Annotated in this window: 21 protein-coding genes and 1 riboswitch; of the genes, 14 read left to right on the forward strand and 7 right to left on the reverse strand. The window is 27.5% G+C overall.

Annotated features, from left to right (window positions below; all coding sequences use genetic code 11):
* Positions 1–37 precede the first annotated feature (37 nt).
* From IR152_RS00705 to IR152_RS00755, 11 genes are all read left to right on the forward strand, one after another.
* A complete protein-coding gene (locus tag IR152_RS00705) occupies positions 38–2962 on the forward strand; it encodes a sigma 54-interacting transcriptional regulator (RefSeq protein WP_227449923.1) in 2925 nt (974 codons plus the stop codon).
* A gap of 614 nt (positions 2963–3576) precedes the next feature.
* Positions 3577–4035, forward strand: a complete 459-nt coding sequence (locus IR152_RS00710) for a PTS sugar transporter subunit IIA (protein WP_227449924.1) — start codon at positions 3577–3579, stop codon at positions 4033–4035.
* A gap of 58 nt (positions 4036–4093) precedes the next feature.
* On the forward strand, positions 4094–4369 hold the full coding sequence (locus IR152_RS00715; RefSeq protein ID WP_227449925.1) for a PTS sugar transporter subunit IIB: 276 nt from the start codon (positions 4094–4096) through the stop codon (positions 4367–4369).
* A gap of 58 nt (positions 4370–4427) precedes the next feature.
* Entirely contained in the window at positions 4428–5702 is a 1275-nt protein-coding gene (locus IR152_RS00720) for a PTS galactitol transporter subunit IIC (RefSeq protein ID WP_227449926.1), read from the forward strand.
* Positions 5703–5832: 130 nt separating this feature from the next.
* The gene (locus IR152_RS00725; RefSeq protein WP_227449927.1) at positions 5833–6885 is read left to right on the forward strand and encodes a galactitol-1-phosphate 5-dehydrogenase; all 1053 of its coding nucleotides are present in this window, start codon (positions 5833–5835) and stop codon (positions 6883–6885) included.
* A complete protein-coding gene (locus IR152_RS00730) occupies positions 6885–7916 on the forward strand; it encodes a zinc-binding dehydrogenase (protein WP_227449928.1) in 1032 nt (343 codons plus the stop codon). The genes IR152_RS00725 and IR152_RS00730 overlap by 1 nt, the downstream gene beginning before the upstream one ends.
* Positions 7917–8006: 90 nt before the next feature.
* A complete protein-coding gene (locus tag IR152_RS00735) occupies positions 8007–8819 on the forward strand; it encodes a transketolase (protein ID WP_227449929.1) in 813 nt (270 codons plus the stop codon).
* A gap of 2 nt (positions 8820–8821) precedes the next feature.
* Entirely contained in the window at positions 8822–9742 is a 921-nt protein-coding gene (locus IR152_RS00740) for a transketolase family protein (protein ID WP_227449930.1), read from the forward strand.
* A gap of 174 nt (positions 9743–9916) precedes the next feature.
* Positions 9917–10363, forward strand: coding sequence for a ribose 5-phosphate isomerase B (gene rpiB, locus IR152_RS00745; RefSeq protein ID WP_054274327.1), 447 nt, complete (start codon positions 9917–9919; stop codon positions 10361–10363).
* 31 nt (positions 10364–10394) lie between these two features.
* Positions 10395–11060 carry a ribulose-phosphate 3-epimerase gene (locus IR152_RS00750; RefSeq protein WP_227449931.1) on the forward strand — a complete coding sequence of 222 codons (666 nt, stop codon included), beginning with the start codon at positions 10395–10397 and terminating at the stop codon, positions 11058–11060.
* Between the two features lie 110 nt (positions 11061–11170).
* Positions 11171–12673 carry a phosphomannomutase/phosphoglucomutase gene (locus tag IR152_RS00755; RefSeq protein ID WP_227449932.1) on the forward strand — a complete coding sequence of 501 codons (1503 nt, stop codon included), beginning with the start codon at positions 11171–11173 and terminating at the stop codon, positions 12671–12673.
* A gap of 597 nt (positions 12674–13270) precedes the next feature.
* On the opposite strand, the gene IR152_RS00760 is transcribed toward IR152_RS00755, so the two are convergent.
* The 3 genes from IR152_RS00760 to IR152_RS00770 all read right to left on the reverse strand — a co-directional run bounded on the left by IR152_RS00760 (position 13271) and on the right by IR152_RS00770 (position 15281).
* On the reverse strand, positions 13271–14071 hold the full coding sequence (locus IR152_RS00760) for a PIG-L family deacetylase (protein WP_227449933.1): 801 nt from the start codon (positions 14069–14071) through the stop codon (positions 13271–13273).
* A 607-nt stretch (positions 14072–14678) separates the two neighbouring features.
* The gene (locus IR152_RS00765; RefSeq protein ID WP_003423148.1) at positions 14679–14879 is read right to left on the reverse strand and encodes a cold-shock protein; all 201 of its coding nucleotides are present in this window, start codon (positions 14877–14879) and stop codon (positions 14679–14681) included.
* Positions 14880–15104: 225 nt separating this feature from the next.
* Positions 15105–15281: a hypothetical protein gene (locus IR152_RS00770; protein WP_021400728.1), complete on the reverse strand. Its 177-nt coding sequence runs from the start codon at positions 15279–15281 to the stop codon at positions 15105–15107.
* 53 nt (positions 15282–15334) lie between these two features.
* Positions 15335–15431, reverse strand: a riboswitch (cyclic di-GMP riboswitch).
* 322 nt (positions 15432–15753) lie between these two features.
* On the opposite strand from IR152_RS00770, the gene IR152_RS00775 reads away from it, so the two are divergent.
* Together IR152_RS00775 and IR152_RS00780 are read left to right on the forward strand one after the other, a co-directional pair.
* The gene (locus tag IR152_RS00775) at positions 15754–16446 is read left to right on the forward strand and encodes a response regulator transcription factor (RefSeq protein ID WP_227449934.1); all 693 of its coding nucleotides are present in this window, start codon (positions 15754–15756) and stop codon (positions 16444–16446) included.
* Positions 16447–16641: 195 nt separating this feature from the next.
* Positions 16642–18717: a sensor histidine kinase gene (locus tag IR152_RS00780; protein WP_255624287.1), complete on the forward strand. Its 2076-nt coding sequence runs from the start codon at positions 16642–16644 to the stop codon at positions 18715–18717.
* A gap of 207 nt (positions 18718–18924) precedes the next feature.
* Here the strand turns inward: IR152_RS00780 and IR152_RS00785 are convergent, their stop codons facing one another.
* The 4 genes from IR152_RS00785 to IR152_RS00800 all read right to left on the reverse strand — a co-directional run bounded on the left by IR152_RS00785 (position 18925) and on the right by IR152_RS00800 (position 22223).
* Positions 18925–19248: an AzlD domain-containing protein gene (locus IR152_RS00785; RefSeq protein ID WP_227449936.1), complete on the reverse strand. Its 324-nt coding sequence runs from the start codon at positions 19246–19248 to the stop codon at positions 18925–18927.
* Positions 19241–19942 (reverse strand): AzlC family ABC transporter permease, encoded by a 702-nt coding sequence (locus IR152_RS00790; RefSeq protein ID WP_227449937.1) that lies wholly within the window; start codon positions 19940–19942, stop codon positions 19241–19243. The genes IR152_RS00785 and IR152_RS00790 overlap by 8 nt, the downstream gene beginning before the upstream one ends.
* Positions 19943–20219: 277 nt before the next feature.
* Positions 20220–21605, reverse strand: coding sequence for a PLP-dependent aminotransferase family protein (locus IR152_RS00795; RefSeq protein ID WP_227449938.1), 1386 nt, complete (start codon positions 21603–21605; stop codon positions 20220–20222).
* A gap of 195 nt (positions 21606–21800) precedes the next feature.
* A complete protein-coding gene (locus tag IR152_RS00800) occupies positions 21801–22223 on the reverse strand; it encodes a DUF3284 domain-containing protein (RefSeq protein WP_227449939.1) in 423 nt (140 codons plus the stop codon).
* A 476-nt stretch (positions 22224–22699) separates the two neighbouring features.
* Here IR152_RS00800 and IR152_RS00805 point away from each other — a divergent pair, with 476 nt between their 5' ends.
* Positions 22700–25603: a sigma 54-interacting transcriptional regulator gene (locus IR152_RS00805; RefSeq protein WP_227449940.1), complete on the forward strand. Its 2904-nt coding sequence runs from the start codon at positions 22700–22702 to the stop codon at positions 25601–25603.
* Positions 25604–25608 lie beyond the last annotated feature (5 nt).

Genomic DNA, 25608 nt, shown 5'->3' on the forward strand with positions numbered 1-25608 from the left:
TTGAAATAGATTAATTTTTTAAGTGAGGAGGCGAAAAATGGATAAAATATTAAGAGAGATACAAAGAGAAGATAAAAAAAATCCATATACTGACCAAGAACTTGCTGAAATGTTAAATGTAGCTAGGTCTGAAGTGATAACAGTTAGGAAAAAAAATAATATTTTAGATTCGAGAGAAAGAAGAAAAAAAATATTAATAAAAGATATATCAAAAATTGTAACTGAAAATCCTCAAATGTCTGAAAGAAAAATAACTGAAATATTAATAGAAAATGGATATAATATATCAAGAAGTGCAGTGTCAAAATTACTAAAAGAAGAAAATTTAAGTCAATCAAAGAGTGGGATTAAAGATAAAGGAACAGCATCATCAGGAAAGTATGTGAAGGTAAGTAAAGTTGTAGAAGAAGATGGATTTGAAGAATTAATAGGTATAAAAGGAAGTTTAAAAGAAAAGGTAAATCTAGCTAAATCGGCAATAATGTATCCTCCTAATGGCCTTCATACTATAATATATGGAGAGACAGGTGTAGGTAAAAGTGAATTAGCTACATGTATGTATAAATATGCTGTAAAAAACAATATCAAGGAAGAAAATAGTCCATTTATAGTATTTAATTGTGCAGATTATGCAGAAAACCCTAATCTATTAATAGCTCAACTATTTGGAGTAGTAAAAGGTGCATATACAGGAGCTGATGCAAATAGAGAGGGTCTTGTAGAACAGGCTAATAATGGGATTTTATTTTTAGATGAAATTCATAGACTACCTGCTGCTGGGCAAGAAATCTTATTTTCACTAATAGATAGAGGCGAATTTAGAAGGCTAGGAGAAAGCAGTTCTAATAGAAAGGCAAATGTTCTCATAATAAGTGCTACAACAGAAAATCCAGATTCTAATTTACTTCAAACGTTTAGAAGACGTATACCAATGGTAATAAATTTACCTAATATGAGTGAAAGACCAAAGTCTGAAAGATATGAAATAATAATAAAGTTTTTTGAAAGAGAAGCAAAACGAGTAAACAAGAATTTTATAATAACTAAAGAAGTCATGTGTGCACTTATGAATTATAAGTGTACTGGAAATATAGGTCAATTAAAGAGTGATATACAAGTAACTTGTGCTAGGGCTTTTAGTAAATCGATATTTTCTAGTGATAAGGTAATTATAGATTTAGATAGTTTAAGAGATTATATCAAAAGCGGATATTATGATTGTAATTGTGAAAATGAAAAGTATTCTGAGTTTTCAGTTGAAGATATATATATAGATATTAGTGAATTGGTGAGTGGAAAAAATAGAATTTTATCTGATAATGAGATAAGTGAGATATATAATTATGCAGAAAAAGAGCTTAAGGTTCTGGAAAGTAAGTGCTTTTCAGAAGAAGAATTAAAAAATGCATTTATAGAAAAGTTAGATAAGAAGTTTAATGCTATTAAAAACAATAAAAACTTATCTGATAGAAGAAGTCGAATAGATTGGGGAGGACAATTAAAAGAGTCTACACTAGAGATAATGGATAAGGTAATTGTATTTATTAAGGAGCAGTTTAAGTATGTAAATCAAGGCTTGTATTTGGCTCTAGCAATTCACATTGAACATGCTATAGGTAGGATAAAAGATGAAAAAACTATAATAAATCCGAGTTTAGATAAAATAAAAGCATCAATGCCAATGGAATATGAGCTATCAAGATATATAATGGGTATAGTGGAAGATTTAACACAAGTAACCTTTCCAGAGGATGAACTTGGATATTTGGCCTATTATATAAATAAATTTTGTTATAATGAGGAAAGTATAAAAGATAAAGTTAAAGTAGTAATAGTTACACATGGTAAAGTTGGCATTGAAATGTCTAAAGTTGTAAATCATATTCTAGGTATAGAATGTACACTAGGTATAGAAATAGCACTTACAGATACACCATCAGAAGGTATAGAATATGTATTAGAGGAACTTCAAAAGATAGAAGCTAGAAAAGGTATCTTAGTTCTAGTTGATATGGGTTCTTTAGTAATTCTTGGTGATGAAGTTGAAAAAAGACTTGGTATTAGATGCAAAACTGTAAATAGAGTAGATACGCTATTGGCAATGGAAGCAGGAAAACTTGCTACTATTGAAGGAAAAAGTTTAGATGGTATAATAGCAGATTTAAAGAAAAATAAGAATTATGCTATGATAAATACAAATAAATTTAGTTATAGAAAAAATGAGTACGGAAAGAAAAATGTAATCATTACTTTGTGTTTGAGTGGTGTAGGTACAGCTTTAAATTTAAAAGAGCATATAGAAAAACAAATTAAGGAATATGATACTTCAATTGAAGTAAAGCCAATTGCTTTTTTAAATAATAATTTAGAAGAAGAGTTAAATGAAATTGAGGCTGAATATAATATTATTGCTGTCTGTGGAACTATTGATATAGATTATAAAAATGTACCTTTTATTTCTTATAATGAGGTACTTGGAAAAAATGGTATTAATAAGGTATTAGAGCATTTGAACAATAAACAGCAAGTTTTAAATGGTGACAATCAGTTAGATAATTTAATACATGAAGATTTGATTTTATATAATTTTGAAGGAATTTCAAAGGAATATATAATTGATACTCTTGTTTCAAAACTTGAGGAAGGAGGATATGTGGATTCAAAATATATATTGAGTGTATATAAAAGAGAAGCAATGGGAAGTGTCGTGATGGCTTCTAAGGTAGCTGTACCACATGGACTTCCGGAAAACGTTATAAAGCCTGCGATAGCAATCGCAAGATTGAATAAACCTATAGTATGGGATAATAAATTTATGGTGGATTTGGTGGTATTATTAGCACTTAAAGAAAATAATAAGAAAGAAATACGAAGTTTATTTTCAAAGATTAATGACCAGCGAACTCTAGAAATTTTATTGAATACTGAAGATAAAAATGAAATAAAAGAAATTTTAAGTTAACTAATACAGAAAAGTTAGACACAGAAGTTTATTTTATTATGAATTTAAAAATACTCTACCTTTGAGGTACTAATGGTTTAATATAAGGCTAATACTGTATAATCAAGTTTATTGATTTTATGGTGTTGGTCTTTATTTATGTATATATAAAACTAATAGATGTTTTTATATAAGTTGAATTTGTTTTACATAAATTTATTTTGTGTTAAAAATAAATTTTATTGAATAATTATATGAAATTTTTTTCATATAAAAATAAAATCAATAGAGAAAGTACGTAAAAGTAAATTGTGTTTAGATTGACTAACTTTATAAAATAACTGTTAAACATAAAAAACCATTTATAAAAAACAAAAAAATAATTTCTCTAACAAAAAAAACCACAAAAAATATAAAAAAGTATGGTTAGTTAAGTGATTAACAAGTAAAAATTAAAATAAAAATCAAAAAAAATTTATCAATGGAAGTAAGCTAAAATCCTAGAAGAGAGCATTATTTTTGGGAAAACATTTTCTTTTGTATCACAAAAAAAGCCACTTTTTGGCATACAACATGCTTTATATAAAGGCAAGAAAAAACAAGGTGTAAGACAAAGGCAATTAGGAGGTGTAAATATGGAGTTTATAAATTTTGTAAGTGATAAAGTTATAAACCTTAAAATGGACTGTAAAACAAAAGAAGATTTCTTTAAAGAAATACATGATAAAGTTTTTGAGTTAGGCTTTGTAAAAGAAGAATTTGGAGAAAAGATATTAGGAAGAGAAAATTTATTTCCAACAGGTTTAAATCTAGGCGATTATGGAGTAGCTATACCACATACAGATGCAGAATATATTAAAGAACAATTTATAGCAGTCTGTACTTTTAATGAACCAGTAGTATTTAGTTCTATGGAAAACCAAGATGAAAAAGTATCTGCAAATTTAGCTTTCGTATTAGGGCTTAATCAACCACATAGTCAATTATCTGTATTAACAGAATTGATGGAAATTATGCAAAATAAAGAATTAGTTGATAAGTTAATGAGTTCTACTGATAAAGATGAAGTTTTAAAGACAATAAAGTCTTTATAAAAATAAAAAAGTACTAAAAATAAAAAATAGAAAATAAAATTATTGGGAGGAAATAAAAATGAAAAAAATATTAGTAGCATGTGGAGCGGGAATAGCAACATCAACAGTGGTTTGTGACAAGGTAGAGAGATTAGTCAAGGAAAATAATATACAAGCAGAAGTTATACAATGTAAAATAGCTGAATGTGCCACAAAGCAAGAAGGAGCAGATTTAATAGTATCAACAACTATATTACCAACAACTTATGATATACCAGCAATAAAAGCAACAGCATATATAACTGGAGTAAATACATCAGCCTTAGATAAAAAAATATTAGATGCTTTAAAATAATCCTATCATAGATACATTGAAATAATATTTTATAAAACAGAAAAAGGAGGATTTATAAATGGATAAATTATTAGCAGTAGTACAATACATTTTAGATATGGGACCGACAGTAATACTACCAATAACAATTGTAGTACTAGGAATGATATTTAGAATTAAGTTTACAAAAGCTTTAAAGTCAGGTCTTACAATTGGTATAGGGTTTGTGGGTATAAACTTAGTTGTAAACCTATTAACATCAACACTAGGGCCAGCAGCTCAAGGAATGGTTGAAAGATTTGGACTTAACTTAACAGTAATAGATGTTGGTTGGCCAACAACAGCATCAGCAACATGGGCTTCACCAGTTGCACCAATATTAATACCGGTTTGTTTATTAGTAAACTTACTATTATTATACTTCAATAAAACAAAGATATTAAACGTTGATATATGGAATTATTGGCACTTTATAGTAGCAGGTGCAGTTGGATATATAGTAACAGGAAGTTATGTTTGGGCTATATTCTGTGCTATATTAATGGAATTATTAGTACTATTTATTGCAGAAAAGACAGCAAAAAATGTTCAGGAGTTTTATGATTTGGAAGGTATAGCATTACCAACTGGTTCAACAGCTTCATTTGCGCCACTTGGATATTTAGTAGGTAAATTTGTTGAAAAGATACCAGGAATAAATAAAATACAAGCAGACCCAGACTCTATACAAAAAAGATTTGGTATATTTGGAGAACCAATGATGATGGGTATTATACTAGGTATAATACTTGGAGCACTTGCTGGATATGATGTAGCAGGAATATTCAATGTAGGTATATCAATGGGTGCAGTAATGTTACTTATGCCTAGAATGGTTAGAATATTAATGGAAGGTTTAATTCCAGTTTCAGAATCAATAAGAGATTTCTTACAAGAAAAATATGGAGACAGAGAACTGTATATAGGTCTAGATGCAGCTGTAGCAACTGGACATCCAGCAGTTATATCAACAGCTCTTATACTTGTTCCTATAACTTTATTCTTAGCAGTTATACTACCAGGAAACAAAGTTTTACCATTTGGAGACCTAGCAACAATACCATTCTATATGGCATTTATAGTGTGCTTTAGAAAAGGTAATATAGTTCAATCAGTTATAACAGGAACAATAGTAATAGCTATATCACTTTATATGGCTACAAACTTTGCAGATGTTCATACACAATTATTACAACAAGCAAATATGATGCCAAAAGGAACAACAATGGTTACAAGTATAGATACAGGTGGAAACTTGCTAAAATGGGGAATATTGAAATTATCTCAATTAGTTTCTTCACTTGGAATATTCTAACATGTAGTCAATAGAGAGTACTCTTTTTTAGTAAAGTATGCGAAAATTTAACATTTAGCAGCTACTAGAAAAGAGTAATATTTTTTATAAATTTTTAAAAAATACAAAATACAAGAGGAGGAGATTTATCGTGAAAGCAGCAGTATTACATGGCACAAATGATATGAGATTTGAAGATATAGAAATAAAACCATGTGAAAGTGATGAAGTAAAAATAAAAGTTATGGCAGCAGGAATATGTGGGTCAGATCCTCCAAGAGTATTAAAACATTGGAAATATCCAGTTCCAGCTATACCAGGACATGAATTTTCTGGAGTAATTGCTGAAGTCGGTAAGGATGTAAAAAATGTAAAGGTTGGAGATAGAGTAGTTGCAATTCCTTTTATACCTTGTAATGAGTGTGAATATTGTAAAAGAGGATTATTTTCATTATGTGATGAGCATGGAATGTTAGGAGCTAAGAGTTTTGGAGCTTTTGCAGAGTATGCAAATATAAAAGCTACAAATGTACTTCCAATAGGAGATATGGATTTTGAAGATGCTGCTATGATAGAGCCACTAGCAGTTGCTATGCATGGAGTACTTAATATAGGTGTTCAAGTTGGAGACACTGTAGCCGTAATGGGTAGTGGAACAATGGGACAGTTAGTAATACAAGGACTTAAAATAGCAGGAGCAGGAACAATTATAGCAGTTGATATATCTGATAATAAATTAAGAGAATCAAAGGAATTAGGGGCTGATATAATAATTAATGCTAAAGATGTTAACCCAGTAGAAAAAATAAAAGAACTTACTGATGGAAAAGGTGTTGATATAGCTCTTGAATGTGCAGGCTCAAAAATAACTCAAGAACAATGTTTACTTATAACTAAAAAGAAAAGTAAGATAGGATTTTTAGGAATAGCATATTCAGATATAACTTTATCAGAAGAAGCATTTGAAAATATATTTAGAAAAGAACTAGAATTAAAAGGTTTCTGGAATTCTTATTCTGCACCATTCCCAGGACAAGAATGGACTAAGGGAATCAATCTAGTTAATGAAGGTAAGATAAAATTAAAAGAAATGGTGTCTCATAGATTCTCGCTTGAAGATACTTATAAAGCATTTGAAATGATAAGAGATAGAAAAGAAGAATTCAATAAAATATTAATTTTACCACAAGGGGTTGAAGAATAATGAAGGCAGTAGTTAAAACTAAACCGGGCTATGATAATGTAGAAGTCTTAGAGGTAGAAGAGCCAAAAGCTACAGGAGACAAGGTTAAAATAAAAGTAGAATATAGTGGTATATGTGGTTCAGATATACATTCATTTAAAGGTGAATATGCAAATATAAAAGTTCCAGTAACATTAGGTCATGAATTTTCTGGAATTGTTTTAGAAGTAGGAGAAGATGTTAAAAATATAAAAGTAGGAGATAGAGTTACATCAGAAACTACTTTTGAAACTTGTGAGAAATGTATATACTGTGAAACTAAAGATTATAACTTATGCCCAACTAGAAAAGGGATTGGTACTCAAATAAATGGAAGTTTTGCTGAGTATGTACTATCAAGAGAAGAGAGCATACATGTACTTCCTGAAAATGTATCTTTATTATCAGCAGCCCTTACAGAGCCACTAGCTTGTTGTGTTCATGCAGCTCTTGAAAAGACTACTATAGAAAGTTCTGATACAGTTTTAATAATAGGACCAGGACCAATTGGTTTATTATTAGCTCAAGTTGTTAAATCTCAAGGTGCTACAGTTATAATGTCTGGTGTTACAAAAGATAAAGAGAGATTAGAAATAGCTAAAAATCTTGGAGTAGATAGAACCGTAAATGTAATGGAAGAAAGTTTGGCAGATGTAGTGAATGAAATGACTGATGGAAATGGAGTAAATAAAGGATTTGATTGTTCTGGATTTATTCCAGCAGTTAATGAAGCTTTAAGACTAATTAGAAAAAAAGGGACTTTCGTACAAGTTGGAATATTTGCTAGAAAATTAAATGAAATGGACCAAGAAGCAGTAATCCAAAGAGAGTTACAATATATAGGAAGTAGGTCTCAAAAGCCGAGTTCTTGGATTACAGCATTAGATTTAATGGCAAGTGGAAAAGTAAATACAGAAGTTTTAGTTACTAGAACTGTTAGTTTAGACAAATTCAAAGAAGGTATTACAGCTTTAATGAACGGCGAAGAAATAAAAGTAGCAGTAAAATCTTAAAAAACATTTGTATTATCTTAAAAAAAATTGTAAAATCTACTGTAGGATAAAAAAATGTAAGATCTTAAAAAATAACAGGAGGAAGAAAGTATGAGCACTCTTAGAGATCATTCTAATAACATTAGAAAAAACATAATAAAAATGGTTGCAGAAGCTAAAAGCGGACATCCAGGTGGTTCATTATCAATAGCTGATATGTTGACAGTACTATATTTTGAGAAGATGAACGTATGTGTAGAAAATCCAAAAATGGCTGATAGAGATAGATTTGTTCTATCAAAAGGTCATGCAGCACCAGCTCTATATGCTACATTAGCAGAAAAAGGATTTTTCCCAGAAGAAGAATTAATAACACTAAGAAAATTTGGTTCTAAGTTACAAGGTCATCCAGACATGAAAAAAGTAGCAGGAATCGATATGTCTACTGGTTCTCTTGGTCAAGGGCTATCTGCAGCAAATGGTATGGCACTTGCAGGAAAATTAGATAACAAGGATTATACAGTGTATACTATATTAGGTGATGGAGAAATCCAAGAAGGTCAAATATGGGAAGCTGCAATGACAGCATCACATTACAAATTAGATAATTTAATTGCATTTGTTGACTTAAATGGATTACAAATAGATGGTTCTAATGAAGAAGTAATGAATGTAAATCCAGTAGACGACAAATTCAAATCTTTTGGATGGAATGTAATGGTAATAAATGGACATTCTTTTGAAGAAATAGGAAATGCAATTGATGAGGCTAAAAAAGTTACAGGAAAACCAACTGTAATAATAGCTAAAACAGTAAAAGGTAAAGGTGTTTCATTTATGGAAAATAATGCTGCATGGCATGGAACAGCTCCAAATGCAGAACAAGCAGAGCAAGCATTGAAAGATTTAGAAGGAGGTCTATAGGAATGGGAATAGCAACTAGAGAAGCTTACGGACAAGTGTTAAAAGAACTTGCAGAAAATAAAGATATAGTAGTATTAGATGCAGATTTAGGAAAAGCTACAAAAAGTATAGCATTTAAAGAAGTTGCCCCAGATAGATTTTTTGATATGGGGATAGCAGAAGGTGACATGATTGGTACAGCAGCAGGTCTTGCTACTTGTGGGAAAATACCTTTTGCAAGTACTTTTGCAATCTTTGCAGCAGGAAGAGGATATGAGCAAATAAGAAACTCTGTAGCATATCCAAATTTAAATGTTAAAATAGCAGCTACTCATGCAGGTGTAACAGTAGGTGAAGATGGTGGTAGCCATCAAGCTATAGAAGATATATCTCTAATGAGAGGTATACCAAATATGGTTGTATTAAATCCAGCAGATGCTTTAGAAGCAAGACAATCTATACTTGCATCTATTGATTATAATGGACCTGTTTATATAAGATTAGGTAGAGCTGCAACTCCTGATGTAAACAGTGAAAACTATAAATTTGAAATAGGAAAAGGAACTGTTTTAAGAGAAGGTTCTGATATAACAGTAATAGCTACAGGAATAATGGTAGCAAAAGCCTTAGAAGCAGCAGAAGAACTTGCTAAGGAAGGTGTAAATGTAGAAGTTGTTAATATATCTACAATAAAACCATTAGATGAAGCATTAATAAAAGAAACTGCTAAGAAAACTGGAAAAGTAGTTACAGCAGAGGAGCACAGTATAATAGGTGGTTTAGGTTCAGCTGTATGTGAAGCTTTAGCAGAAACTAAAGATGTAGTAGTTAGAAGAATTGGTGTTAAAGACGTATTTGGTCAATCAGGTACACCAGCTGATTTATTAAAACACTATGGATTAACTACAGAAGATATAGTAAAAAATATAAAAGAGTTATTATAGATATAAATATGTCTAAATAACAAATTGATTTGACATAAGTCAATTAAAGCTGTCTTAAAAATAGAAAGAAATTTCTACAATGGGACAGCTTTATTTTTACAATACTTTATTTTTATGGTAACTATGAAATAATATAAATACAATCAAAAAAATTATAAAAAGAGGTGTTATTCAATGAAAATATCTATTGGATGTGACCATGGTGGTTATGAATTAAAGGAATATATAAAGGAAAATTTAATAAATAAAGGTATAGAAGTTGAAGATGTGGGTACAAATTCAAAAGAAAGTGTGGATTTCCCAATATATGCAAAAAAGGTAAGCCAAAATGTTCAAAGTAAAAAATCGGATTTAGGCATACTTTGTTGTGGAACAGGAATAGGTATGTCTATTGCAGCAAATAAGTTTAAAGGAATTAGAGCAGCTGTTGTTTCTGACTGTTTTTCAGCTCAAGCTACTAGAGAACATAATAATACAAATGTACTTTGTTTAGGTGAAAGAGTTATTGGGAAAGGTTTGGCAATGAGAATTGTTGAAGAATGGTTAAATTCAAGTTATAATGGAGAAAGACATGCAAGAAGATTACAAATGATTGATGATATAGAAAAAGAAAATTTATAAATATATAAAATTTATAACAAGGGGGAGCGTTATGTCTATTATTTGTGCTTCAATAATGTGTGCAGACCAAATGAAGTTAAAAAAGGAATTAGAAGCTCTTGAAGAAGCAGGTGTAAAATTACTTCATTGTGATGTTATGGATGGGATATTTGTTAAAAACTTGGCTATGGGACCAGAACTATTAAAGTCAATAAGTGAAAATACAACAATACCCTTAGACATTCATTTAGCCACAGAAACTCCAGATAAATATATTGATATGATGTCTTATATAAAGCCAAAATATATTTCTTTTCATGTAGAATCGAGTACAGATGTAAAAGCTGATATACAAAAGTTAAGAAATTATGGTATAGGGCCAGTTTTGGCAATAAGTCCTCAAACAAGTGTTGATAAAATAGAAGAATATATAGGTTTGGTTGAGGGTATCTTAGTAATGACAGTAAATCCAGGGTTTGCAGGTCAAAAGTTTAATCTTTCTGTATTAGATAAGTTGGATAAACTTACAGAGATACTAGAAGGTTATGATAATCCTCCATTTATAGAGGTTGATGGAAACATAAATAAGGATACTATTAAACTTATGAATGGTAAAAAAGTAGATATATATGTTGTTGGTACTTCAGCTTTATTTAATGACAAGCCTCCAATTTCATATAAAGATAAAATAAAAGAGCTAAAAGAAAGTATAAAGTAACTATGCAATAAAATTATAATATGTTTCTGTTTAATGGTGAAAAGCTTAAATAGAAACAAGAAGTTTTATAATATTTAATAAAAATTTTAGTTGAGTAAGGAGAATTTTTTATGGGAGACCTATATAAACTGCAAAATGGTACTGATATTAGAGGAATAGCGTATGAAAATGATTCTAAAGAAGTCAACCTAACTGTAGAAGAAGTAAGAAAAATAGCTAAAGCGTTTCATATTTGGCTAAAAGAAAAGACTAAGAAAGATAAAGTAACTGTTGCTGTAGGAACTGATTCTAGAATAACAGGAAGTCAATTTAGAGGTACTGTTATTGAAACTTTAACTAATGATAATTGTAATGTAATTGATTGTGAGATTGCTACGACTCCAGCTATGTTTATGACAACTATTATGGATGGATATAATTCTGATGGGTCGATTATGATTACAGCTAGTCATTTACCTTATTACTATAATGGTTTAAAATTTTTTACAGAAAATGGTGGTCTAGAAAAAACAGATATAAAAGAGATGTTGGATATAGCTGTTAAAAATGATAGTGTAGACTATGAAGAATCAGATAAAAAAGGTGAAGTTATAGCAAAAAATTTAATAGAAGATTATTCTAATTTATTGATAGATAAAATTAGAAGAGGTGTAAATTCAAGTAAAAATTATGAAAAGCCTTTTTCTGGACTTAAGATATTGGTTGATGCAGGAAATGGAGCTGGTGGATTCTTTGCTGAAAAAGTTTTACACATACTGGGAGCAGATACAACAGGCAGTCAGTTTTTGAACCCAGACGGTATGTTCCCAAATCATATACCTAATCCTGAAAATAAAGAAGCAATGGAAAGCATATGTAAAGCTGTGTTGGATAATAAGAGCGATTTAGGAATAATATTTGATACAGATGTAGATAGAGCTGCTATTGTAGGTAAAAATGGCAAACCAATAAATAAAAATGCTCTTATAGCTGTTATATCATCAATAATACTGGAAGAACATCCAAAAACAGCTATAGTAACTGATTCTATTACTTCAGAAGGTCTTGCTAAATTCATAAATGAATTAGGAGGAAGGCATCATAGATTTAAAAGAGGATATAAAAATGTAATAAATGAAGCCATAAGATTAAATAGTGAAGGTGAAGAGTGCCATTTAGCTATAGAGACATCTGGGCATGCTGCTTTAAAAGAAAATTACTTCCTAGATGATGGGGCATATTTAATAGCTAAAATTTTAATAAAAGTAGCAAAACTATCCTTGGAAGGAAAGACTATAGAAGAATTGATAGAAAACCTTGAAGAAGCTCGAGAAGAAAAAGAAGTTAGAATAGGAATTACTAAAGAAGACTTTAGACCATATGCAGAAAATATATTAAAAGATTTAGATTCTCATGTCAGAAGTATTGATGGATGGTTTGTAGCACCAAATAATTTTGAAGGTATAAGAGTTAATTGCGATGAATCAAATGGGGATGGATGGTTTTTACTTAGAATATCACTACATGAACCATTATTAGCTTTAAATATTGAATCAAATAAAATTGGTGGAGCAGAACAAATTTATTCTAAGTTAAAACTTTTCTTAGAAAAATATGATTTAAAAGGTCTTTAGGGTAAGTAAAAAACATATATTTATATTGAAGAATGAATGTAAATTTGTACCTAAGATTACAAATATTACAAAATTGTAATCTTAGGTAACAGAGATGTAACTGATTATGGAAACACTATATGATATTATAAATACAGAGAGATGAAATACATGATGAATTATAGAGAAATATAATTTAAAATGTATTGATATAACACCAAAAAAGGTATAATCAAAAAATATGTAAATATAAACCCCAACATTCAGAAAGAGACCTCTAAGGAGGTTTTTTTCTTGTCTAAATAACTTAAAAGTATGTTTTTATATTAATTAACTTTTCTGAAAGTAAGTATTACCTTAAATAAATCAGCGTCTATAATTATTTCCATGTATGCATTTTCTAATTCGATTATATTTTGAGCAATTGATAAACCAAGACCAGAGCCGTAGAAGATTTATAGATTTTAATGACAATATTTATATATATTTTAAGAGAGGATGAATTTAGATATGTGTAATAATTGGATGAGAAAAAGTAGTATAGCACAAGACAGTGCTATATCACAAAATCTCAAATAATTTCCTTATTATAACTTAAGCTAAAACAATAAATATTTATTATAAATTAGGTGTATGAAGTATAGCAGGAACATCTTTATTGCTTAATAATTCATCAAACGATTTATGGTCGGATTTATAGCCAATACCTTCTCTACATTCTAACTCATCAACAAGTTTGTATTGTTGACAGGCGTTTTTTACTTTTTCATAATCTTCAGTAGAATGGGCTTTATAAACTATCTTATTATTAAAGGTTATTTTATCAGCAAATTTGGGCTTTACAAAATATTTAGCATCTTTTATTTTACCAGTATTATATAAATTTTGGATAACTGAACCATTTTTTAAATGTTGCAAATGGTCATCCAACTTATAAGTATGTGCTATATGAGTTACATTCTTAAGCTTTTCTTCAAAAAGAAGAGCGATTTTTTCCATATAATTGAAGTCAGTATTACCATTTATATTTTTTTCTGGCAATAATATTACATTCTCTTTTTTTACACCAAGTTTATCAAGAGAAGCTAAAAATTCTCTGTTTCTGTATTTTGATTTTTGCATGTTTGTGAGATTTTCATATTTTTTATATTTATTAAAAACATATATACCACACCCAGTGGATACTAAAACCACAAATACATGACTTTTTCCTCTTTCTTTTATAGCGTTTACAATAGCACTACCAGCCCACAACACTTCATCATCTTGATGTTGAACATAGAAGACAACGTAATCTTTAAATCTTCTATTACTATAATTTACATAACTGTTAAAACCAGTTAAAATCAAGCATAAAACTAGAATGATAGATAAAATTCCATATTTATTTATAGTAAATTTTTTATTTTTGAATGTCATTTAATCATCTCCCGAAAAGTTGTCTTAGTTATATTATCAAACAAAATACTAAAAATTATTTCTTAAATACTGGAAATTATAGAGTAGATTAATGGAACAAAATTTTTTTATTAATTTAAAATTAAATAAATGTTTGTGTATAAAACTAATCAAAATATTAGTGATTTATAAATCAATACTTTAAAGTATTTTAAATTTAAAAACTAGCTATAAACTAAGCGATTGTAGCCTTTTTATTTTTTAAAATGATTTTATGTTTATCATATTTCATTAAAAAATAAAACTCTAATATATAAATATGTTTTAATTTTGACAACTTATAAAAAAATATTCTATCAGAATTGAATAAAAAAGAAAGTATATGTGTTTGTGAGATAGTTGAAAATTTTGATATGCTACAATTAAAATTATAATATTATTATATAGTTTAACTAAAAAGGGTATTTGTAAGTTTAAGTATATACTTTATAAAGATATTTTTGTGAGGTTTATTTTATAAAAAGTATTTAGACTAAGTATACTCTTATTGAGATTGTTTTTTACTTCTTTCCAAAATACATCAATAAAAAAAAGACTCTTAAAAGAGTCTTTCCGAAAAATCTATATATTATAATATAGTTATATTTTCTGCTTGAGGACCTCTAGCGCCTTTAACTATATCAAAGCTTACTTTTTGACCTTCTTCTAATGATTTAAATCCTGAAGTTTGTATAGCTGAGAAATGAGCAAATACATCATCTCCACTTTCCATTGATATAAACCCAAATCCTTTTTCATTGTTAAACCATTTCACTATTCCATTATTCATTAAAAATACTCCTATTAACCTATATCAAGATATACTTGATTTACTTGTGTATTACCACAAATACTATTATATCATAGCTTAATACAAATGTCTATTTAATTATAATTTTTAGTTAACATTTTTGTTTACCTTTAGTATTAAAATATATTTAAATATTTTGTATTACTATATATTAATATAAATGTAGATAAAACTAAAAAGGGTTTCCTAGAAAATAAAATCTACCTAATTATACTTACTTACTAATACCATCACTTGATGCAAGCAAGATTCTACAACATTTTCTCCGTACTCTAGTATAAAATCATCTAACTGTGTATCTATAAAATCACAATAATCATATGAACTGCCAATATAAGCAGTTAGCATATGTGTACATTTATCCATTTTATCTCTAAACATAATATATTTATCCCCCTAAAAAACTTTCATAAAAAACAAAAAGAAAATATCTTTTTGGCAACTGGCTGACATAACTCATAAGATATTCTATAAGTCTTAGTCCCTATAGCTTTGCGTCACTAAATTTCTCTAGCTTTGCCGATTTAGTTTTATTCTACAATTACAATAATACAATAGAATTAATTATTATTCAACATACCTGATTGAAAAATTAATAAATTTATATATGAATGTTATTTTACTCCTGAAAACAACATAATTCAAATAAACCTCAATTTAGTATAAATCTTAAGAAATATTTAAGAATTAGGATAATATTTTCTTAAGATTTATATTTTATTATATACTTATAAAGGAAAGTTACAAAAATGTAAGCCAATGTAATATAACAATTTAGTCATTGTTGAGAAAGTAAGTGAAAGATATTGTATAATAGAGATAAGTATTATTATACAATAGAGGAAGTGAAAATATGTACAATATATTAGTAGTAGATGATGATAAAGAAATTGTTGATTCAATAGAAATATATCTTAAATCGGAAGGCTTTAAAATATATAAAGCATATGATGGAATAAAAGCTTTGGAAATAATAACAGAGAATGACATTCATCTAATATTAATGGATATAATGATGCCTAAATTGGATGGAATCAAAGCAACAGTAAAAATAAGAGAAGAAAGAAACATTCCAATAATTTTAATTTCAGCAAAAAGTGAAGATACAGATAAAATAATGGGACTAAATATTGGAGCTGACGATTATATAACAAAGCCTTTTAATCTATTGGAGCTTATAGCTAGAGTTAAATCAAATTTAAGGCGATATGTAACTTTAGGCAATTATGAAGACACATGTAAAGAAATTTTAAAAAGTGGAACTTTGGAGTTAAATACACTAACAAAAGAAGTAAAAATTGATGGCGAGAACATAAAAATGACTCCAATTGAGTATAAAATTATTAAACTTCTTTTAGAAAATAAAGGACGAGTTTTCTCAATAGATGAGATATACGAAAAAGTATGGAATGAGGAAAGTTTTAATTCAGAAAATACAGTAGCAGTGCATATTAGGCGAATAAGAGAAAAGATTGAGATAAATCCAAAAGAACCAAGATTTTTAAAGGTGGTGTGGGGAGTTGGTTATAAGATTGAAAAATTTTAGTGGAAAAATTATAAAAGAAAAGAGTTTAATATTTAATTGTATTTTGATTTTAGTCATTTTTACATTTACACAAATGTTAGGAATTCTAATATGTTTTAATTTTTTCTCAAGCAGTTTAAGTTATTCTATGGGAATTATGCTTTTTTTAAATTTTATCTTATATAAAATACTGACAATGTAGATGAGGTGAGCAACTTGGAAAAATATAGAGCATTAAAGTTAGTTTCATTAATCATAGTATCTATCTCATTTCCATTAACTATATTGTTGGCAACAATAGGACTTGCTGAGCCTAAATACAATATACAAAAGACTTCTACGAATAGTGGAATTTTTAATATATCTAATGATTTTTATTATAGTAATATATTTGATGAAGGAACAATGTCAGATTTATTATACAATATTAAGTTATCTGTGGATAGTCAGTTAACTAGTGAAGAAAAAAGTAAATTAAATTATGAGTTTCGCCAAACAAAAAGTAAAAATATAGATTTAAGTAGTAGTACTTATGATTATAATAGAATCATGAACAATAAAAATATTGCTACTAAATATTTAGATTCTCTAAAAAATATAAAAATATACGTTATCAATACATATTCAGGAGAATTTTATACAAATACAACATATAATACTTTAGAGGATTTTAAACAAAAAACTAAGAGTTATTGTGATATAGAGATAATAAGTAATGTAGAAAAGAGCTCATATACCAAGAAAATAAATGGAGAAAAATTTGAACTGAATAATGTTAGTATGGAACTAAATGGATTTGATGAATCTTTTGAGGCATATGTATCTTTTCCAAAAGAGCCTACTATAGGAGATGGAATAGTATACACTAACTTTCAAATATTTAAACAAGCTACAGAAAAAGTAAGATTATTTTTTGTAGCTAGTTTAAGTTTAGCAATTATATGTTTATTATCTATAATTTTGTATAGTAAAATAAAATGTGAAGCCTTAAAAAAAAATAACATATTTTTATTAATATACAATAAAATACCTATGGAATTTAATACAATATTGGTATCTATTTCAATTGCGATTTTAACTGTGTATGCTCTTAATGTATCTTATCATATTTATGTAATTATGTTAGTTTCTTTATCTTTACTGGTAGTATCAAATAATATATTTTTTATAAATGTTCAATTAAGTTATTTAGAAAATAAAATATGTATATTTAAGTCAAGTATTATAATAAGAGTGATTTTATGGTTAATAAAAACTGTAAGTGAGGTTATTAACGCTATAAAGAAAGTATCTTTAGCAAGAAAAGCTATTTTGATAGTGATAACATCTTTAGTTTTAATCATGGTAATTAGTGTTCAAAGTATAAGCATTGGATTGTTGTTTTCTATATGTATTTTTTTAGGATTTGCAGTATATATAACTAAAAGACTTTCATATCTTAGTTATGTAATAGAAGGTACAGAAAGGATAAAACAGGGAGAATTAGATTATAAGATAAAAATTACTGGGAATGATAATTTTGCGTCTTTAGCTGAAAATATAAATAATATTGGAGAAGGTCTTGATAAAGCAATAGAAGAGCAAGTAAAAAGTGAAAGAATGAAGTCTGACCTTATAACAAATGTATCTCATGATTTGAAAACTCCGCTTACTTCTATAATAAATTATGTAGATTTAATTAAAAAAGAAGAATCGATACAACCAGAATATATAAATGATTATATAAATGTGCTTGAGTCAAAGTCAAAAAGACTAAAATTATTGATAGAAGATTTATTTGAAGCTAGTAGAGTAAGTAGTGGTAATATAGAATTACAAATTAGCAAGATTGATTTAGTACAACTCTTAAGACAAAGTATAGGTGAGCTTGAAGAAAAATTATCTAAAAATAATTTATATATCAAATTAAATGTTCCAAATGATAAGGTATATATATGGGCAGATGGAAGAAGAATGTATAGAGTATTTGAAAATCTTTTATCTAATATAGCAAAATATTCTTTAGAAGAAACTAGAGTTTATATTGATATATATGACTATGGTGAAAATATAAAGGTAACTATGAAAAATATATCTTCTTATGAATTAAATTTTGACCCAAGTGAGATTATGGAAAGATTTAAAAGAGCTGATGAATCAAGGAATACTGAAGGTAGTGGATTAGGACTTGCTATTGCAAGAGACTTAGTAGATTTACAAGGTGGAAAATTCTATATAGAAATAGATGGAGATTTATTTAAAGCAAATTTAGAGTTTCAAAAATATGAAGAAGAAGTAACAAATATGGACTGAGATAGTATTTAATTATACATATGCTTTTGACTGTCAGAAGCTTTTATTATAAGATATTAGAACATTGACAGTAGAGGATGAAGTGTAAAAACAGAGTAACTTTAAGCCACTCTGTTTTTTTATTTAAAATCAACAATATAACAACTTAAATTAAAATTGTACACATAGTTTATAAAATAACTTATAAAATAAAACATTATCCAAATATTACATGATAATTCCAAATAAATATATAGATATCACACCTGTAACAATAGAAATACCAATAGATTTAAACTTATATGCGACAAGAAGTACAATCATAAAAGATATAATTTTAGGATTAGATATAGATAAATATAGGCTATCTCCATTAAAAAATACATCTTTAGCAGTTAAGGAAGTAAGTATTGCTACAGGAATAAATTTCATAATTTTTTTCAAAAAATCAGGCATCTCTTTTTTCGAGAAAATTAACATAGGAAGCACTCTTGGTAGATATGTAACAATATACATTCCAATTATAATAAAAAATATATAATTATTATTCATAAGATTCCTCCTTTTTACAGTAAGATTCTTCTATAAAGAAACCAATTAAAGATGCTAAAATTGATGCAACTATTACTACTAAATTACTTTTGAATAATGAATATAAAATAACAGAAATAATGATTGATGATATAAATACTACAATATAAATCTTATTTTTTATTTGAGAAACTATTAAAGCTATAAACATAGAAGTTAATATGAATCCAGAAATGGAGCTGTCTATAGATATACTTTCTCCTAAAAATGCGCCAATAAAATTAGCTAAAACTGATGAAATTAAGCAGAAGAAATTGAGATAAATAGCATTTCTATCAGACCAATTTCCAGCAGTAAATTTTTCATAATTAACTGCAAAAGTTTCATCTGTTATAGTATGGCAAAATGGCAATATAAATTTTGGGCTTTTATTTTTTATGTACATGTTCAAATTAGAGCTCATTAGAAAATGTCTTAAGTTAACTATAAATGTAGTCAAAACAATAGACGTTACACTTGCACCAGTAGAAATCATTGAAGCTGCAATGAATTGAGAGCTTCCTCCAAATACTAAAGTTACCATTAGTGCTATTTGAAAAGGTGAAAGACCAGATTTTTGTAATAGTATTCCTCCTACTATACCTATAGGTATGTAACCTAAAAATATAGGAATTGAAGCAATAAAGCTTTCTCTTAATTGTTGAGTTCTTTCCACAATAAATCACTCCTTTTGTATTAAATGTATTAAAGTATTAGTAAAACAGAAAAATAGATTAATTGTATAATTGCAATTATAATTAAAAATAAATTTGGATTAATATATAAATTACTATACAACAAATAGATAATCTTAAACGGTTATTAAATTTTATCTATTTGTTATTATGATGTAATAATACATATTAATCTCTATAAGTTAATTACTATCTGGTGTAATTTTATTTTAACAACAAAAAAAAATACACACAATTAAAATATTGTGTGCAATACAATTATTTTTCCTCTTCTAATAGTCTTTTTAATACAGTCAGACCAGCTTTAAGCTCTTCTGTACTTTCTGTAGCACATACAGCTATTCTTATTGCAGAAATAGGTTTTTCTTTTCCAACAGCAAAACGCTCAGAAGCATAAACCTGTACACCTTCTTTAAGTGCTTGTATTTCAAACTTTTCTGCCATTACTCCCTCAGGCAGAACCAACCATCTAAATATACATTCTTCATTTCCTAAAAGATTATACCCAGATAAATATTGATTAATAATCTTGTTTCTTCTTCTTGCAGACTTACGACGTGCATTAATTAATTTATCAGCTTCACCTGATGTAATCATACGATAAGCAATTTCTGTTAGAAAATAAGATTGAGATAAATTAATGTTGTATAATGCGCTTGATAATGCCTCTCGATACTGTTTAGGTGTAGAGATATATGCTAGCCGTAAACTAGGTGCGATAATTTTTGATAAACTCGTAATATAAATTGTTTGATTGGGCAGATAGGAAGCCACTGGATTTAAATGTGTTTCATTAAGTAAACTATGAATAGCATCCTCAATAACAATTAAATTGTATTTAGATGCAATATTTGCAATCATTTTTCGTCCATTTTGTGACATTATATGTGTAGTTGGGTTTTGATAATCTGGTATTATGTATAGACCTTTAATATTTTCATTTTTGCAAGCATACAATAAGCCCTCTTCACTAATTTCATTATTTTCTTGTTTAATTGGAATTAGTTGTATTCCAAGCATTTTAGCTGCTGTCTTTATTCCAGGATAAGTTAGTGGGTCTACACCTATTCTATCTCCATGTTGAAACAAACCTGCCAAAATGGCAACAATTGCATTTTGTCCACCACTTGCAGGGAGTAAGCTATCTGCTGTGGTTTCAAGCCCAGCCTTATAAATTAGTTTGGCAATAGCTTCTTTTTGCCATTTAGCGCCATCTCTTTGTCCATATTGGAATATCGTTTTAAAATCTATTTCTTTAATTATATGTTTAAATAAAGTATTCATTTCTTCTAGTGTGAAATCTGGATTCATTGTGCCCATTTCAATAAACGTAATTTTATTATTACTGGACATTAAGAATAGATTTGAACGTGTATCATAAGACACAAAAGTTCCACTTCCTGTAACTCCACTTATTAATCCTTTTTTTTCACAAATTTTAAAGGCTCTAGAGATAGTACTTACATTAACATCTAGGAAATCTGCCAATTCACGTTGGGGCGGTAATTTAGTACCAGGCAATAAAAATCCGCTGTTGATATCTTGCTCTAGTTGTTCTGCAAGAGCCTTATATAATATCTGTCCTTTTGAAGGTCTCTTTGGTTTCCAGTTCATAGGATAATTTTCAAAAGAATTAATTGGCATAAGTTTTCACCTCACGTTATTAATTTGTTTTTTTCTTTCTTACCTCGAAATGATGAAAGTCACCAATTTAATATAATAATAACAGATTTATCCAATAAATTATATAATTTAATACAATCATTAAGTCTTAAATAATATTTTAATTTTATAAATATTTTTAGATACTTTTTAAATACAATATAATCTAACTTATATCTATAAATTAATATTATTATTTTCTAACTCCATTTCTAGATTTTTTATAAATTTATTAAATTCTTCTGGTTGCCTTTTTCCAAACAATACTCTTACAAGAACTGAATTGATTTTTCCAAATACATTTCTCTCGCTTTCACTTTCAGTAAAAATAAGTTTTGTATTTTTTAAATCAATATGTACTAGTTCATATCTAGTAATAATACTTTCTCTTTTATTGCTTGTTTTTATTTCATATACTCTATTTTTTTCGAAATTAGTTATTTCAATCTTAAATCTTTTATTATTTTTTTGTTGTACAAATGTGCCTACTGCTTTTTTCTCATTAAAATTAGGAAAATTTAGTCTTGCAGATTTTGTAAATATATTAAATATATCTTTTGCAGAATATTTCAATAAAACTTCAGATTTAAATGTATTCATATCGTTTTCTCCTCTGTATATAAATTTAATATTTATAAATTAATTTTAAGTTAAAATAGTATAATACGCCATATAAAATCATGTTAAAGCTATGTATATAGCTAAAATCTTATATGTATAAGTATGTATACTATTATATAAAAATAAAATTTTAAAACAGAAAGAGTTAAAAACACAGTTTATTATAATTTTTATTGTTGAGTAGATACGTACTATTATATATGATTGAGTAAGTTTTTCAATCATAAATTTATAAAGTATTTTGCATTACAATTTAAACAAAGAATTAAATTATTTAAGATTATGAATAACTAATACATTTAGTAAATTACTAAATATACAAAATGTAAATACTTATCAAAATGTATAAATATTTATGACATCTAGTTACTTACAGGGTTTGAGTAGCAAAAAATATTAAAGTAAGTATGGCATGATAGTTGCTTATATATTTATCAAGAAAGGAGTTATTAAGCATGGAGTTGAGAGATAAACTTGTAAACATCATAAATACAGAAAATAAAAAAGATCCATTAACAGATGTTCAAATAGCAAAGTTTTTAAGTACAACTAGAGAGAATATAACTAATTTGAGAAAAGAGCTTAATATAAGTAATTCAAGACAAAGAAGATATCCTTATTTAAAATCAGCAATTTCAGCAATATTACAAAAGAATAAGAATATTTCTATATCAGAAATTACAAGAGAATTGATGACAGAAGGTTTTAATATATCCAGAAGAGTTGTAGAGGAACTTTTACCCAAAGAAAGTTTAGAAATGGATGTAGTCGAGGTAACTAAAGAAGAATCGAGTGACCCATTTGAAACTTTAATAGGAAATAAAGGGAGTCTTAGAAATGCTGTAGAGCAGGCTAAATCTGCTATATTGTATCCACCCAAAGGGTTACCAACATTGATTGTTGGAGAAAGTGGAGTTGGTAAGAGTTTATTTTCTAGACATATGTATGAATTTGCAAAGCAGAAAAAGATAATAAAAGAAAGTTCTAATTTTGTTGTATTTAATTGTGCTGACTATAGTGACAATCCACAATTATTATTATCTTTGTTATTTGGATATAAAAAAGGTGCATTTACAGGAGCTGAATATGATACACCAGGTCTTGTAGAAGAAGCTGATGAAGGAGTTTTATTTTTAGATGAAATACATAGATTGCCTCCAAAAGGTCAAGAAATACTATTTTCTATCTTAGATAGAGGAAAATTTAGAAGATTAGGTGAAACTAATGCTGAAAGAAAAGTAAGTATTATGTTGATTGGGGCAACTACTGAAAATGTAGAGACTAATTTATTATTAACATTCAGAAGAAGAATACCAATGCTAATAACTTTGCCACCATTACATGATAGATTATTAAAAGAGAAAATAGACCTTATATACAATATCTTTCAACAAGAGTGTAATAGAATAAACGCAAAAATATTTGTAGATAAAAATGTGATTGAAATACTTGCACTAAAAAAATTTAGTGGAAATATAGGACAATTACAAAATATGATTCAGGTTCTTTGTGCAAGAGCTTTTATGAAGTTTATAAATTCTAAAGATGAAGATAATGAATCGATAGTGGTAGTAGATATAAATGAAGTTTTAAAACTTAAAGATTCTTTTAAAGATACAGCCTTTCAAGAGGTTGAATACACAGAGATAAGAAAATATTTGAAAAATGCTATATTTATACCATTTAATTTAGAAGAATCATCAGTAAAAGGAAATCTTTTGAGTAATGAGTATATATTACCAGAGGATATATATAAAACAATTGAAAAGAAATATTATGACTTAAAGTCTCTAGATATTGAAGATATAGACATAGAGAATATTTTATGGACTTTTATTTTAAATAGATTTGCTGATTTAAAGTTCAATCCAGATAGTGATGAAGAGATTTTTTCAATGAGTGATTTAAATAGTTTTGTAAGTGATAGCTTAGTCAAATTGGTAAAAGAACTTATGAATGATATAATTGAAAAAAATATTAATTTAGAAGTAAATAAAAATATGTTTAAATATCTAGCGATACACTTAGAAGAAGCTATAAAAAGAATTAAACTAAATCAAAAGATAATAAATGTAAATTTAGAAAAAATAAAGATTGACTTTTCAAAAGAATATGAGATTGGTAAAAGTTTTGCAATAAAAATTGAGGAATCGATTGGTATTAAAATTCCAGATGATGAAATTGGATTTATAACGCTATATATAAAGTCAGCTCTAAAAAATGAAGTAAAAAAAGATAAAGTAGGGTTAATAATAATTTCTCATGGACGTATAGCTACAGAGACTGTAAATGTAGTTAAAGAACTTTTAGGCGTAAAATTTCCTGTAGCTATAGATATGCCTTTAGATGAAAAACCAATAAATATATACAATAAAGCAGTAGAATTGTCAAAAATAATAGACCAAGGCAAAGGCATATTATTTTTGGTCGACATTGGTTCACTTACAAACATAGGGCAAATAGTAAATAAGAGAACTAACATAAATACTAAAACTATTGATAGAGTAGACCTCTTGATGGCACTAGAAGCAACTAGAAAAGTTTCTATGGGAGATGAAGAGCTGGATGAAATGTTTTTTTCTTTGTTAAAAGATAGGATGGGATATAACTATGAATTGGAAAAACACATAGACAAATCAAATGCAATTGTAACCTTATGTCTTACTGGAGAAGGAACTGCTAAGTACATAAGTAAAACATTAGAAGAAAAGTATGATAATACTAAATGCTATCAAATGAGTGCATTGGATGAAAATCTATTTTATAAAATTGAAAATTTAAAGGATACAAATAATATATTAGCTATTGTTGGGACAATAAATCCTAAGATACCAGGTATAAATTTTATACCATATAATAAAGAACTTTTTAAAAATTTGGATATCTATCTATTAAAATCAAAACAACAAGATGACAAACTAATTAAATCGTATGAAAGAATGCTTGATGAGGATTTAGTGATTTTTGAACCAGATATATACTTTAAAAAGGATTTATTAGAATATGTATGTTCAATTCTTATAAATAAAGAATATGTAGAAAAAGATTACTTAGACTCTGTTTTACATAGAGAAGAGATGCTTCCAACATATTCTAAAGGAGCTATAGGTGTGCCTCATGGAGATTCTTCTACTGTAAATAGTACAAGATTTGTTTTTGTCAAACTAAAGAATCCTATTGACTGGGGTGTAGGCAATGTAAATTTCATATTTATGCCAGTTTTTCAGGCTAATGATAAAGAGGTTGTTAAAAATGTTCTTGAGATATTAAAAGATGAAGAATTTATGAACAATGCCAATAAGTGTTTTAATAAAGATGATTTTAAGAAAATTATATTTGATAAATTTAAACATCTATAGCCATA

Source organism: Clostridioides sp. ES-S-0108-01 (assembly GCF_020662285.1).
In the GTDB taxonomy this organism is placed as follows: Bacteria; Bacillota; Clostridia; order Peptostreptococcales; family Peptostreptococcaceae; genus Clostridioides.

What these genes read in the sequence shown, in the direction of transcription:
- IR152_RS00795 (WP_227449938.1), bottom strand. Translation starts at nt 21,605, where the DNA reads ATGCCAATTAATTCTTTTGAAAATTATCCTATGAACTGGAAACCAAAG.
- IR152_RS00755 (WP_227449932.1), top strand. Translation starts at nt 11,171, where the DNA reads ATGGGAGACCTATATAAACTGCAAAATGGTACTGATATTAGAGGAATA.
- IR152_RS00735 (WP_227449929.1), top strand. Translation starts at nt 8,007, where the DNA reads ATGAGCACTCTTAGAGATCATTCTAATAACATTAGAAAAAACATAATA.
- IR152_RS00765 (WP_003423148.1), bottom strand. Translation starts at nt 14,879, where the DNA reads ATGAATAATGGAATAGTGAAATGGTTTAACAATGAAAAAGGATTTGGG.
- IR152_RS00710 (WP_227449924.1), top strand. Translation starts at nt 3,577, where the DNA reads ATGGAGTTTATAAATTTTGTAAGTGATAAAGTTATAAACCTTAAAATG.
- IR152_RS00775 (WP_227449934.1), top strand. Translation starts at nt 15,754, where the DNA reads ATGTACAATATATTAGTAGTAGATGATGATAAAGAAATTGTTGATTCA.
- IR152_RS00800 (WP_227449939.1), bottom strand. Translation starts at nt 22,223, where the DNA reads ATGAATACATTTAAATCTGAAGTTTTATTGAAATATTCTGCAAAAGAT.
- IR152_RS00705 (WP_227449923.1), top strand. Translation starts at nt 38, where the DNA reads ATGGATAAAATATTAAGAGAGATACAAAGAGAAGATAAAAAAAATCCA.
- IR152_RS00720 (WP_227449926.1), top strand. Translation starts at nt 4,428, where the DNA reads ATGGATAAATTATTAGCAGTAGTACAATACATTTTAGATATGGGACCG.
- IR152_RS00770 (WP_021400728.1), bottom strand. Translation starts at nt 15,281, where the DNA reads ATGTTTAGAGATAAAATGGATAAATGTACACATATGCTAACTGCTTAT.
- IR152_RS00715 (WP_227449925.1), top strand. Translation starts at nt 4,094, where the DNA reads ATGAAAAAAATATTAGTAGCATGTGGAGCGGGAATAGCAACATCAACA.
- IR152_RS00750 (WP_227449931.1), top strand. Translation starts at nt 10,395, where the DNA reads ATGTCTATTATTTGTGCTTCAATAATGTGTGCAGACCAAATGAAGTTA.
- IR152_RS00760 (WP_227449933.1), bottom strand. Translation starts at nt 14,071, where the DNA reads ATGACATTCAAAAATAAAAAATTTACTATAAATAAATATGGAATTTTA.
- IR152_RS00730 (WP_227449928.1), top strand. Translation starts at nt 6,885, where the DNA reads ATGAAGGCAGTAGTTAAAACTAAACCGGGCTATGATAATGTAGAAGTC.
- rpiB (WP_054274327.1), top strand. Translation starts at nt 9,917, where the DNA reads ATGAAAATATCTATTGGATGTGACCATGGTGGTTATGAATTAAAGGAA.
- IR152_RS00785 (WP_227449936.1), bottom strand. Translation starts at nt 19,248, where the DNA reads ATGAATAATAATTATATATTTTTTATTATAATTGGAATGTATATTGTT.
- IR152_RS00805 (WP_227449940.1), top strand. Translation starts at nt 22,700, where the DNA reads ATGGAGTTGAGAGATAAACTTGTAAACATCATAAATACAGAAAATAAA.
- IR152_RS00740 (WP_227449930.1), top strand. Translation starts at nt 8,822, where the DNA reads ATGGGAATAGCAACTAGAGAAGCTTACGGACAAGTGTTAAAAGAACTT.